The organism is Microbacterium arabinogalactanolyticum, from assembly GCF_030268005.1.
Lineage (GTDB): Bacteria > Actinomycetota > Actinomycetes > Actinomycetales > Microbacteriaceae > Microbacterium > Microbacterium arabinogalactanolyticum.
Window position 1 is genome coordinate 67,195 of sequence record NZ_BRZC01000007.1, and the last position, 12,618, is coordinate 79,812.

Below are 12,618 nucleotides of genomic sequence, written 5' to 3' on the forward strand. Positions count from 1 at the left end.
CCTGTTCGGATCTGTGAGGGGGCAGCTCGGGCTCAGCGGGAGACGAGCAGCGCTCGTCGCGCGGCTCGCGCGGCCAGCAGGCTGGCTGCGGATGCCGTGATGACGGTTCCCGCGTCCGCAACGGGGAGCCCGACGTTGACGGTCACGACGCCCGGGGTCGCGTCGCGGATGCGATCGAGCGCGATCCGCTGCGGAGACCCGACGTCGATGCGGTCGACGAGCACGACGCTCTGTCCGGCGCCTCCCGAGCGCAGAGCCGCGTCGATGTCGGCATCCGTGGCGTGCTCGGCGTCGATCCGTATGGTCTCGCCGCCGGCGGCGAGCGCCTGGGCGACGTGCGAGGCGGCGCTGTCGACCGCGAGGCTGGACGCCCGGCGCAGGTCGATCACCGTCGTGGGCGCGTCCTCGAACGCGGGGAACGATCCTTCGACGTGCACCGCGCGGTCGGCGATCGCGTCACCGTCGAAGGGCCTTTCGGCGGCCGGCCCACGATCACGCACAGCTGCGGCCATCACGGCCACTCGTCGTGCAGCCTCCTCGACGCGCTCGCGAGACAGCTCGCCGGATCGCAGGGCGGCCACCACGGCATCCCGCGCCTCGCGGTAGTCGCGTTCGTCCTGGTCGGCGAGCATCGCATCGCCAGGGTTCGTGGGGTTTCCGATGCAGAGCAGGTCGGCGCCGGCGGCGAGCGCCCGCACGGCCCCGCCGCCGATCCCGACGCTCTCCCGGATCGCGGCCATGTCGAGCGCATCCGTCACGATCACGCCGTCGAAACCCGCGGCGCGCAGTCGTCCGAGCACCAGGGGGTTGAGGGTGGCAGGCGCGTCGCCCCACTGCGGGGCCGCGATGTGGGCGGTCATGATCGACAGGACTCCGGCCTCCACCGCGGCGGTGAAGGGCGGCAGGTGCACGCGTTCGATCTCGGCCTGGTCGAGAGTGATCCGGGGCAGGTCGTGGTGCGAGTCGGTGTGGGTGTCGCCGTGTCCCGGGTAGTGCTTGGCGCAGGCGGCGACCCCTGCATCCTGGATGCCGGTGACGGCCGCGGCCACGTGCCGCGAGACCAGCGAGGTGTCCGATCCGAAGGCGCGCACGCCGATCACCGGGTTGCGCGGGTCGGTGTTGACGTCGGCGACGGGCGCGATCACGACATCGGCGCCGATCGCGGCCACTCGGCGCCCGATCTCGTACCCCGTGGCGCGCGTCGCCTCCACATCGTCCAGCGCGCCCAGTTCGGCGGCGCCGGGGATCGTGGATCCGGTGGTCGTCTCCAGCCGTGTGACACTGCCGCCCTCCTCGTCGATGCCGATCAGCGCGTGCGGGGCGATGCGGTGGATCTCGGCGCTGAGGGCCGTGGTGTCACCGCCGAGGTTCTGCGCGAAGTAGACGACTCCGGCGAGGCCGTCCCGCAGGGCGTCCGCGAGCCAGTCCGGCACCTCGTTTCCGAGGAATCCCGGCCAGAGCACGGCATTGGCGAGGCGTTCGATCTCACGCCGTTCGAAGTCATCGGGCACGGACATCAGTATCCCCGATTCCGGAGCGGGGCACAGCGCGCGGCATCCGTCACCGGGCAGGAAGCGATGCACCGCGCGGCATACACTGAGCGGATGAGCTCCGCGTTCCTCACCGACCGCTACGAACTGACGATGCTCGCCGCCTCGCTCCGCGACGGCACGGCGAGCCGGCCCTCCGTCTTCGAGCTGTTCTCCCGCCGGCTCTCCGGCGGCCGCCGTTTCGGGGTCGTCGCGGGCACGGGACGGCTGCTCTCGCTGCTGCGCGAGTTCCGCTTCGAAGAGGACGAGCTGCGATATCTGCGCGACAACGACGTGGTGGACGCCGCTGCGGTGAAGTACCTGGAGGACTACCGGTTCACCGGCACGATCCTCGGCTACCGCGAGGGCGAGCTGTACTTCCCCGGCTCCCCCATCCTCACCGTGGAGGGCACCTTCGCGGACGCCGTCGTGCTGGAGACCCTGGCGCTGAGCGTGCTCAACCACGACTCCGCCGTCGCGACGGCGGCCTCCCGGATGAGCATCGCCGCGGGCGAGCGCCCGCTTGCCGAGATGGGCTCGCGTCGTGCCGCCGAGCACTCGGCTGTCGCGGCCGCGCGCGCCGCCTACATCGCCGGCTTCGGCGCGACGAGCAACCTCGAGGCGGGACGCCGGTGGGGCATCCCGACGATGGGCACGGCCGCGCACTCCTGGACGCTGCTGCACGACAGCGAGGAGGACGCGTTCCGCGCGCAGGTGGAGAGCCTGGGCGTGAGCACCACCCTGCTGGTGGACACCTACGACATCCGCGCCGGCGTCGAGACCGCGATCCGTGTGGCCGGCACCGGCCTCGGCGGGGTGCGCCTGGATTCCGGCGACCTGCCGATCGTCGCCGGCGAGGTGCGCGCCCAGCTGGACGAGCTCGGCGCCACCGAGACGAAGATCACGGTCACCAGCGACCTGGACGAGTACGCGATCGCCGCTCTGGCCGCCTCCCCCGTGGATGCCTACGGCGTCGGCACCTCGGTGGTCACGGGCTCCGGCTATCCGACCGCGGGAATGGTCTACAAGCTCGTCGCGCGTCAGGACGCCGGCGGCGGCTGGGTGGCCGTCGCCAAGGCATCCGCCGACAAGGGTTCGAAGGGCGGGCGCAAGGCCGCGTTCCGTACGCTCGAGGACGGCGTCGCGGTCTCCGAGACGATCTCGGTGGCCGACGGGTTCGAACGCGTCGACACGGCAGCATCCCACCCGGATGCCCGCGCCCTGCAGGTCGTGCTCGTCGAGAACGGCGAGATCGACACCGCCTACGAGGGGCACGACGGCACGGCCGCCGCCCGCGCGCACCACCTGCGCGTGCGCGAGGAGCTGCCGGTGCGCGCGCTCGCGCTCAGCAAGTCGGACCCTGCGATCCCGACCCACTTTGTTGATGCCCCGGAGGGGCCGACCGGTTCCTGAGCGAGGAGCGAAGCGACGAGTCGAAGGGCGTCGACGCGCCGGAGGGGCCGACCGGTTCCTGATCCCGGCTCGCCGGCGGCACGAGCCGGCGCTCAGCTCACGAGGCGGATGCGGAGTTGACCATGACGTGTCCCACGGCCCAGAAGTCCTCCGCACCTGCCAGCCGCCCCGTGGACGTCGATTCGACGACGAAGCCGAGCTGCTCGTAGAAGCCCCGAGCGGCGTTGCCTTCGAGCACCTCCAGCTCGACACGTCGCCCGTCGCCGCGACGGAGGTGATCCGTCACCAGCGCACGCGCGATACCGCGCCGCCACACGGCCGGGTCGACGTACAGCCAGGTGATCTCGTCGTCCGAAGCCGCGATGAAGCCGGCGACGGCGCCGTCGTACTCCGCGACCCGCACGTCATCGGCGAACAGATCCTCCGCCTCGAACGTGCTCACGAGAGGGAGGAACGCGTCGGGACCGACCAGCGTGCGCCCTTCGCTCAGGTCGCCCTCGCGGGGGCCCGTCCATTCCTCACGCAGTTCGGCGGGCGACGGACGGAAGATCGCAGCGTCGCGCAGTTCATCCAGTCGGGCCGCATCATGGATGCGGCAGATCGTCGCCCAGTCCCGTTCCTCGTAGTCCCGCACCCGGATCCGAGAGGAGCCGGTCACGCAATCATGCTCTCGTAGATCTCCTTGCAGGTCGGGCAGATCGGGAACTTCTCCGGGTCGCGTCCCGGCGTCCACTTCTTGCCGCAGAGCGCCCGCACCGGCTTGCCGGTGATGGCCGACTCGAGGATCTTGTCCTTCTTCACGTAGTGCGAGAAGCGCTCATGGTCGCCGGGCTCGAGGTTCTCCTCGCGGAGGAGCTCTTCGAGTTCGCGATCAAGTGTTGCCACGCCACCCTGATCGGGGCTGTCCAGCGGAGTACTCATGGGCCGATTCTAGCCGTCATGAGCGCTCCGGGGCCCGGTTCCTGCGGTCTCAGGTGGTCTCGGCGAACTCCATCAGGCGGGCTCCGCTGCGCTCGAAGATCGCACCGCCGATCGCCGCGCCGCCGAGCAGCACGAGCACTCCGGTGATGACTCCCGTCCAGAACGTCGCCGGGGCGTGCCTGTCGCCGTCCACGACGGTGAGAACGAACAGCCACAGCGTGGGGATGCTGAAGACGAGCGCCCCGACGAACGTGCCGGCGGCACCCCAGGACCCGTGCGAGGACGAGCGCTGCGGCTGCTGGAACGGGCTGTCCCCCGGACGCGACACCGCGTACGGCGCGATGACCGAGGCGATGCTCGACATGCCGAGCCCGGTGAGCAGAAGGGCGGCGGCCACGCCGATGAGCGGCAGGAGCAGTTCCCACTTCCCGACGAACGCCAGGGTCACGGACACGGCGATCGCCAGTACGGGGATCGACACGAGCAGCACGGGCACGAGCCGGCCGAGCCTGTCGGGCAGCCCGCGGACGCCGCTCGCGATGTGGATCCACAGCGCGGTGGAGTCGTAGGCGACGTCGTTGTGCGGCAGCCAGCCGAAGAACAGCGCCATGAGCGGCACCGGCACGAGCGCAGCGGCCCACGGCGGGACCCCGGCCACCATGAGCGGGAACACCGTGAGCACTCCCGCGATCGGCACGATGAGGATGTTCACGATGTAGCGGCGATCGCGCATCCAGTAGACCAGGCTGCGGGCCGCGACGGCGCCGAAGGCGTTGGCCGGCAGCACGGAGAACCATCCGAGGCCGGAGCGCTCGCGCGTCGCGTACGGACGCTCGGTGGTCGTCAGCATCCGCCGGACGAGATACGCCCAGAGTGCCAGGATGCCGGCCAGCGTCGCGACGGCGATGAGGCCGCTGCCCCACGCCGCGCCGACCTCGCCGGCTGCCACGTGGAACAGGAACGCCTGCGGGGCGGCCAGCGGCGTGAAGCCCACCGCCGCGGTCACGGCGGCGACCCCGGCGGGCACATGGCCGTTCCACTCCATCGACGAGACGTACGCGGCGACCGGGAACGCGACGACGATGATGGGGATCCAGAAGAGCACCGTGAGCTCGCGGGAGCGGCGCTCGGGCAGCGCGATGGCGCTGATCGCCATACCGATGCGGGCGATCAGCGCCGTGGAGATCACGCTGACCAGTCCGGCCAGCACGGCCACGGGCCACGCGATGCGTCCGACCGTGATCGAGACGGCGACGAAGAACGCGTGGACGACGAGGAGCGCTGCGCTCGGGACGCTGACCAGGGAGGCGAGCGCCAGGATCCACGGCATCCGCTTCTCGTCCACGCCGAAGGGCGCGAAGCGTCGCGGATCCAGCTGGTCCTGCGTGCCGGTGAGCATCGGGCCCAGAAAGAACGCGAGGAACGCGGCGGCGGCGCTGAACACGATGATCGCGCGCGCGGTGGGCAGCGGTGCGTTGCCCAGGCCGAGCACGGCCAGGCACACGGCGACGGTGATCGCAGCCGTGACCAGCACTGCGAGCACGCTGCGCACGAGTCGTTCGCCGCGCAGAGCGCCCGCGACCAGCGCGAGCCTCAGTCGGAGAACGTGTGCAACCACTCCAGTCCCTCCACTTCGCCACCCGTGCCGGAGAGCTCGACGAAGCGCGCCGCGAGCGTCTGGCCCGCGCGCACCTCGTCCACGGTCCCCTCGGCGAGCACCTCACCGCCGACGATCACCGCGACGCGCGTGCACACCTGCTCCACCAGGTCCATGCCGTGACTGGAGAGGATGACGGTGCCGCCGTGGGCGACGTAGGAGCGCAGGATGTCGAGGATCACGCTCGACGAGACCGGGTCGACGGCCTCGAACGGCTCGTCGAGCACGAGCACGCGCGGCGAGTGGATCAGGGCTCCCGCGAGCATGAGCTTCTTGGTCATGCCGGCCGAGTAGTCGGAGACCACGCGACTCAGCGCCTCGCTCAGGTCGAACGCGCGGGCCAGATCGGCGACGCGCTTCTCGATGACCGCGCGCTGCAGGCCCCGCAGCTGACCGTAGTAGTGCAGCAGCTGACGGCCGGTGAGGCGGTCGAAGGTGCGCAGCCGGTCCGGCAGCACGCCCATCACGCGTTTCGCGCCGAGCGGGTTCGTCTTCTGATCGATGCCGCTGATGTGCACTGTGCCGGCGTCGGGACGCAGCAGCCCCGCGATGATCGACAGCGTCGTGGTCTTGCCCGCGCCGTTCGGCCCCACCAGTCCGTAGAACGATCCGGCGGGCACGGTCAGGTCGATGCCGTCGACCGCGTTCGAATCGCCGAAGCGCTTGACCAGGCCGCGGATGAGGATGGCCTCCGCACCGGTGGCCGGCGCGGGCGCAGGGCGCGGAGCGCGGGCGGGATCCGCCGACGCTTCGGGCTGAGCGGGCTGCTCGGCAGCGAGCGCGGGGGCCGGCTCTACGGGCTCTGCAGCGGGCGCGGGGGCCGGTTCGACGGGCTGGGCGTCCGGCTCGGTGTCCGCCGGCGCGGCTGCCGGCTCGGCCTGGATCTCCTCGGTGGACGCCGCATCGACCGACGGCGACTCGACGGAAGAGGGCGACGGCTTCGTGATGGCCTCGGGCGTCGCCGCGGAGGCGGCCGCCTCAGCGGCGGCGACGTCGACCGCGGCCGGCTCGGACGCCGCGGGAGAGGACTCCGCAGCTGCGGCAGCGTCGGACGCCGGAGCGGAATCGGATGCCGCAGAGGGCGCCTCCGCCGCGGGAGCTTCCGCCGAGGGCGCGGAGGCTGGAGTGCGGGGCGCCCGGGCCTCTGTGGCGGCCGATCCGCTGTTCGAGGCGGCGGTCTGGCGACGAGCGGACGCCTCCGCGGCATCCGCTGCCTGTCCGCCGGCGGAGGGAAGAGCCGGGATGTAGGCGATCGGGGCTTCGGTGGTCGGTTCGACCTGCGATGCCGACGGAGACGTCACGACGTCGTCGGCAGGTGCGGGCGCGGCCGCCGCCTTCGAGGTCGTGCGCGATGCCGTGGTGGAGCGCGCCGAGGTCTTGGAGCGGGCCGTCGTCCCGGTCGCGGCGGCGGTCGTCTCGGGAGCCGACGCAGCCGTCTTCTTCGCGGCCGTCGTCTTCGCCGCAGTCGTCTTGGCCGCGGTCGTCTTCGCCGCGGTCGTCTTCGCAGCGGGGGTCTTCGCCGCGGTCGTCTTGGCAGCGGGGGTCTTGGCGGCGGCCGCCTTCTTCGGGGTTGTCGCCTTCGCCGTCGTGCCGCTCTTCGTCGTCGCGGATGCCCGCGTCGTCGTGGTCTTCTTCGCGGCGGCTGCTGTCTTCTCAGCGGCCTCCTTCGACGCGGCGGCCTTCGTGGTCGCCCGGGCGGATGCAGCGGCAGCCGTCGCCTTCTTCACCGCGGCCGTCTTCGCCGCCGCCGTCGCGGCGGTGCGCTTCGTGGCCGCGGTCTTCGCGGCGGCCGTGCTGGCGGCCGCCTTCTTCGCAGCAGCGGTCTTCGCCGCCGTCGCTGCTGCGGCGGGCTTCGCGGCAGTGGTTTTGGACGCGGTGGACTTGGCGGCACCGGTCTTCGCAGCGGTGGACCCGGTCGGCGTCTTGGCGGCTGCGCCGGCGGGCGCCGTGCCCTCGGCATCCGTCGCGCTCTTCGCGGCGGCAGTCCCGGCCGCAGTGGTTCGGGCCGTGGTCGTCCGGGTGCGCGGGCGCTGCGCGGCAGCATCCGCAGTGCCGTCGACGGATTCGGCATCTGCCTTCTTCGCGGTGGTCTTCCGGGGCGTCGCGGCACGCTTCGCCGGCGTGCGCGCTGGCTTCTTCGCGGCTGCGGGGGCAGCCGCGGCGTCCGCGCTTCCCGGCTGGGAGGTGTCGTCGCGGTCGGCCCCGGAGTCGAGAGAAGCTGTCACGCGTACTACGGTATCAAGCGGCAGGCAATGTTCCCGGAGCGGGGGTCATGGTCGGAGACCGCAGAATTCGGCCACGCGGAACCCTGAGTGTTACGTGTGCGAACCATCACGAAACAGCAACGGCGACCACAGTGACCCGGGTCTTCCCAGGTGCGATCAGTAGCATGTTCCTGGCACGAAGAGGTGTCCCGTCGATGAATCGACAGTGAACACAAGTTCTTTTTAGGAGAAACCGTGACTCTTCAGACCGTCATCCTTGCAGCAGGCATGGGCTCGCGCCTCGGTCGCGCACTGCCCAAGCCGCTCACCGAGCTCAGCGACGGCCGCACGATCATGCAGCAGCAGCACGACAACATCCGCGCTGCGTTCGGACGCGACGCCCGCATCACCGCCGTCGTCGGCTACCGTGCCGAGACGATCATCGAGGCGTTCCCGTCCGCGAACTACGTGCACAACGAGCGCTACGACGTGACCAACACCTCCAAGAGCCTGCTGCGCGCGCTGAGCGCGACCGGCAAGGGCGGCGTGCTCTGGATGAACGGCGATGTGGTCTTCGACCCGCGCATCCTGGGCCGTGCGATCGAGTACATCGAGCGCGACCAGTCGTTCGTCACCGTCAACACCTCCAAGGTGAGCGACGAGGAGGTCAAGTACACCGTGACCGCCGAGGGCTTCATCAAGGAGCTGTCGAAGACGGTCAAGGGCGGTCTCGGCGAGGCTGTGGGCATCAACTACATCTCGTCCGCCGACAAGAAGGCGTTCATGCGCCAGCTGCAGCGCGTCGAGGACCAGGACTACTTCGAGCGCGGCCTCGAGCTGTCGATCGCCGAGGACGGCCTGCTGCTCGAGCCGATGGACGTCTCCGACCTGTACGCGGTCGAGGTCGACTTCGCCGAGGACCTGGAGCGCGCGAACCTCTTCGTGTGACCCCCGGGCCGCCGAGCCCGTCACAGCATTGAAAGCCCCGCCCTGTCAAGGGGCGGGGCTTTTCGGCCTTCTCGCGGATGCCCCGCATAGGATCACCCCATGCCAGAGAAGGTCCACAAGCTCCACATCCTGGACGAGCCCACGCTCGCCCCGGTGCCGCCGAGCGTCGCCGACGAGCGCTCGTTCTCGGCGCGCGGCCTCGACCGCGTCCTCTCGGTGCAGCGTCCGCTCGTCGTCGCGCACATCCGCAGCATCCGTCTTCGGCATCCGGACGCGACGCCGCAGGAGATCGTGCGGATCCTCGAGACCCGCTATCTCGCCGCCGTGACAACCGGCGGCGCCGCAGTCGGCGCGACCGCGGTGATCCCCGGCATCGGCACGGGGATCACGCTGGCACTGTCCGGTGTCGAGACGGTCGGGTTCATGGAGTCGACGGCGCTGTTCGCTCAGTCGGTCGCCGAGGTCCATGGCATCGCGATCCAGGATCCCGAGCGCGCCCGCGCACTGGTCATGGCGCTGATGCTCGGCAAGGAGGGCGTCGACCTGATCGGGCAGCTGACCCGACAGGCGTCGGGCAAGGGCGACACTCGCGCGGCCTATTGGGGCGAGCTGGTCACGAAGTCGCTGCCCCGCGCCGCGGTCGGTCCGATCGTGGACAGGCTGAAGTCGGCGTTCATCCGGCAGTTCGCCTCGCGTGGCGGTGCGTCGTTCGTCGGCAAGGCGCTGCCGTTCGGCGTGGGCGCCGTGGTGGGAGGTACGGGGAACCACCTGCTCGGCAGGCGGGTGCTGAGCACGTCGCGGCGCGCCTTCGGCGCCGCTCCCCCGTGGCTGCCGCCGGAGCTGGAGCCGGCATCCGGGAGCGAACGGCTGGAACGGCGGATGCTGCACGGCGCGCGTCTGGTCGGTGCGGGCGTCGCGACAGGCGCCGCCGGGCTCGCCTCGAAGACGGCGGAGCTCGCGTCCAGGACAGCGGAGGCGGCTTCCAAGTCGGCGGGGATCGCGAAGAAGATCACCCGCAGGCGCAAGAAGACAGATGCAGCGCCGTCGGGCGATCCCTCGACGGAGGAATCGCCCTCCACAGACCCCGTCTGAGCGCGGCTTCTGCACAGTCAGGGCAGGCGTCGCACCAGCCTGGCCGGTGGCGTCTGTCGCCATTCCTACCGTGGCGGGATGCTGCATTCCATCGACATCTCCCAGCCCGCTCCACCGACCGCCTACTGCGTGCCCTGGGTGGTGACGCGCGGCGATCGGACGCATCCGGTCGTGATGAACGCCGGCAAGGAGGCGGTGGACTTCGTGAAGGTTCTGCGCAGCGACGCGCAGGACGCTCGGCTGGTCGATCTGTGGGGCCAGGTGCTGCCCACCGAGACCATCGAGCTGTGCCTGTGCGAGTCGAACGTCGACGACGTCGTGATCACGATCACCTGGTTCCGCCAGCGCGATGGCCTGGAGTACGTGTGGCGGTTCGTGGTGTGAGGGCGCGCAGGCCCTCGCTCGTTGAGCGAATAGAACAAACGAAACGAAACGATAGGGGCCGGCAGACCCTCGCACCTGGTCGTTGGGCGAGCGGAGCGAGACCGCCAAGAACACCCGATCATCGGATCAAAAGAGTTGTCAACACCTCTTCCCTCGTTCGTACTTTTGTTCTAAACTGGATGGATGACAGGCGCTTCCACTCACCGTGCGGATCAGCAGGCCGCACTGCTGGCCGAGTGGGTGGAGGTGCGCCGTCAGATCAACGCACTCGAAGCACGTGCGGCGGCCCTCCTGGGTGACCGGCTCGCGCTGATGGAAGCAGATATCGCCGAGTCGCCGTTGCACCGGAACGCGATCGAACGGTCCATGATCGCCGAGTACACGGCAGCGGGGCGGCTGGCGAAGGGCAGTGTGGAGCACGCGTTCGCGGATGCCCGCGTTCTGGTGGAGTCCTTCCCCGTGGTGCGGGAGTCGTTCCAGGCCGGGACGATCACCGCATCCCATGTGCGGGAGATCCTCTCCGCGGCTTCCCCGGTGCGGCAGGCGATCAGCGACGGGCAGGTCTCCGACGAGCGGCTGGGCCTGTATGAAGCGGCCGCGCTGGAGTTCGCGGTGGCGGAGGCTCCGGCACGCACCCGCGCACACGTGAGGGAGCTCGCCGCAGTCCTGGCCCCACGCACGGTGGTCGAGCGGCATGCGGATGCGCTTGCCGAGCAGTGCGTGACGGTCCGTCCCGTCACGGACGAGCTGTCCCTGCTGAGCGCGTTGATGCCCACTCACAGGGCCCAGGCCATCATGGACCGTCTCACCGCGATGGCCCGGGCTCAGAAGCAGCAGGATCGGGAGCCGACCCTCCCGATGGATGAGCAGTTCGAAGCCGAAGCCGACAGGTCCGTGGAAGTCATCACCTCAGGCGGCACGTTCACCGTCGACCCGTTCGCCTGGAACGGCCCCCTCGAGGACGACCCCACCGACACCCCGGAAACCGTGCACACGTACCTGCAGATGATGGACCGCGCCATCGCACAAGGTCCCGTCCCGATCATCATCCCCACCGATACCCGCGGTATCGCCCAGATCCGCACCGAGATCCTCACCGACCTGCTCCTGACCTCCAACCCCGGCGAGGTGCTCGGCGACGGGATGGAGAACATCACCGCCCACATCCAGGTCACCGTCGCCGCGACCACCCTCACCGGCGCGGACGACTATCCCGCGCAGCTCGACGGGACCGGCACCCTCCACCCCGACACCGCCCGCACCCTCGCCGGGACAGCGACCTCCTGGACCCGCCTGTTCCTCGACACCGACGGCATGGTCACGGCAACAGACCCCTACCAGCCCACCGCCGGCATGAAACGGTTCCTGCAGGCCCGAGACCAGCACTGCCGGTTCCCCGGCTGCCGTATGCCCGTCCACCGCACCCAACTCGACCACACCTACGACTGGGCACAAGGCGGCAGAACCGAACTGAACAACCTCGCCCATCTCTGTCTCACCCACCACGCCCTCAAACACCCCAGCATCCCCGACGAACATCGGTGGACCGCTCGACAACTCCCCGACTGGACCCTCCAATGGACCAGCCCCAACGGCACCCTCCACCACGACCGACCACCACGCCGCGTCATGTTCATCCCATCGGACCCGGCACCGGCCCCGTTCGACTGGAATGCTCCGATCCACGGCGACCCCGCCTTCTGACGCTCTAAGCATGAGCGCGTCCAGCACCTGCCTGTGGATAACTCCTGCGGCGACGTGCCGGTTCGGGTTACCGTGGCCGGGTGACTCTCGCCACCTCCACCGTCCGCGCGCTCGGCGCATTGTCCGCCGGGTTGCTCACCCTCGGGATGCTGTCGGCATGCACCCCCACGCCGGAGCCCGACCCGAAGCCCACGAAGACGGCACTGTTCGCATCGGACAAGGAGGCATTCAAGGCGGCGGAGGAGACGTACCGGGCCTATACGGACGCACTGAACAATGTCGATACGAGCGATCCGGGCACATTTGAACCGATGTTCGCATACGCAACAGGCGACTTCCTTGCCGCTGACAAGAAGACCTTCTCGGAGCTCCACGCCGAGAAACTCACGATGATCGGCGCGATGAAACTTGCGCAGTTCAAAGGGATCGAAAGCGTGCCGCCGTATGACGAGGTATCGGCAATTGTATGCGTGGATGTTAGCGGAACCGATGTCGTTGACGCCGCCGGGGTCTCACAAGTCGCTCCAGACAGACCCGATATGAACGCGTTGACCGTGACTTTCACTGCCTCGCCAGACCGGCTACTCATTGCACACGCAACTCGTGCAGAGGACAGCGCATGCACATCCCAGTAGTTGTCGCACTTTTGGGGACGCTGATGCTCGCGCCCGGGCTCAGTCATGTTCCAAGCCAAGCGCCCCCGGCTCCTGATCCAGCAGAGCGAGGAATTGGCGGAGGGAACGTGCTGCTCGGCAACAATGGTCAG

11 protein-coding genes are annotated in these 12,618 nt (G+C 69.8%); 6 read left to right on the plus strand and 5 right to left on the minus strand.

Annotation, left to right across the window (positions count from 1 at the left end; all coding sequences use genetic code 11):
- Positions 1 to 32 precede the first annotated feature (32 nt).
- A complete protein-coding gene (locus tag MIAR_RS11775) occupies positions 33 to 1,511 on the minus strand; it encodes a glycoside hydrolase family 3 protein (RefSeq protein WP_285635993.1) in 1,479 nt (492 codons plus the stop codon).
- A 66-nt stretch (positions 1,512 to 1,577) separates the two neighbouring features.
- On the opposite strand from MIAR_RS11775, the gene MIAR_RS11780 reads away from it, so the two are divergent.
- Complete coding sequence (locus MIAR_RS11780) at positions 1,578 to 2,942, plus strand: nicotinate phosphoribosyltransferase (RefSeq protein ID WP_285635996.1); 1,365 nt, start codon at positions 1,578 to 1,580, stop codon at positions 2,940 to 2,942.
- Positions 2,943 to 3,039: 97 nt separating this feature from the next.
- Here MIAR_RS11780 and MIAR_RS11785 read toward each other — a convergent pair whose 3' ends face one another.
- The 4 genes from MIAR_RS11785 to MIAR_RS11800 are packed head-to-tail and all read right to left on the minus strand — an operon-like array spanning position 3,040 to position 7,745.
- The gene (locus MIAR_RS11785; RefSeq protein WP_285635998.1) at positions 3,040 to 3,600 is read right to left on the minus strand and encodes a GNAT family N-acetyltransferase; all 561 of its coding nucleotides are present in this window, start codon (positions 3,598 to 3,600) and stop codon (positions 3,040 to 3,042) included.
- Entirely contained in the window at positions 3,597 to 3,863 is a 267-nt protein-coding gene (locus tag MIAR_RS11790; RefSeq protein WP_285636001.1) for a DUF3039 domain-containing protein, read from the minus strand. The genes MIAR_RS11785 and MIAR_RS11790 overlap by 4 nt, the downstream gene beginning before the upstream one ends.
- 49 nt (positions 3,864 to 3,912) lie before the next feature.
- Positions 3,913 to 5,481 (minus strand): hypothetical protein, encoded by a 1,569-nt coding sequence (locus tag MIAR_RS11795; RefSeq protein WP_285636002.1) that lies wholly within the window; start codon positions 5,479 to 5,481, stop codon positions 3,913 to 3,915.
- On the minus strand, positions 5,457 to 7,745 hold the full coding sequence (locus tag MIAR_RS11800; protein WP_285636004.1) for an ABC transporter ATP-binding protein: 2,289 nt from the start codon (positions 7,743 to 7,745) through the stop codon (positions 5,457 to 5,459). Before MIAR_RS11800 ends, MIAR_RS11795 begins: the two co-directional genes overlap by 25 nt.
- Before the next feature lie 234 nt (positions 7,746 to 7,979).
- On the opposite strand from MIAR_RS11800, the gene MIAR_RS11805 reads away from it, so the two are divergent.
- The 5 genes from MIAR_RS11805 (at position 7,980) to MIAR_RS11825 (ending at position 12,487) form a co-directional block, all read left to right on the plus strand.
- Positions 7,980 to 8,672 (plus strand): phosphocholine cytidylyltransferase family protein, encoded by a 693-nt coding sequence (locus tag MIAR_RS11805; RefSeq protein ID WP_285636007.1) that lies wholly within the window; start codon positions 7,980 to 7,982, stop codon positions 8,670 to 8,672.
- A gap of 99 nt (positions 8,673 to 8,771) precedes the next feature.
- Positions 8,772 to 9,764 carry a hypothetical protein gene (locus tag MIAR_RS11810; protein WP_285636010.1) on the plus strand — a complete coding sequence of 331 codons (993 nt, stop codon included), beginning with the start codon at positions 8,772 to 8,774 and terminating at the stop codon, positions 9,762 to 9,764.
- Between the two features lie 78 nt (positions 9,765 to 9,842).
- Entirely contained in the window at positions 9,843 to 10,148 is a 306-nt protein-coding gene (locus MIAR_RS11815) for a hypothetical protein (protein WP_285636013.1), read from the plus strand.
- A 183-nt stretch (positions 10,149 to 10,331) separates the two neighbouring features.
- Complete coding sequence (locus tag MIAR_RS11820; RefSeq protein WP_285636016.1) at positions 10,332 to 11,852, plus strand: HNH endonuclease; 1,521 nt, start codon at positions 10,332 to 10,334, stop codon at positions 11,850 to 11,852.
- A gap of 80 nt (positions 11,853 to 11,932) precedes the next feature.
- The gene (locus MIAR_RS11825; RefSeq protein WP_285636019.1) at positions 11,933 to 12,487 is read left to right on the plus strand and encodes a hypothetical protein; all 555 of its coding nucleotides are present in this window, start codon (positions 11,933 to 11,935) and stop codon (positions 12,485 to 12,487) included.
- Positions 12,488 to 12,618 lie beyond the last annotated feature (131 nt).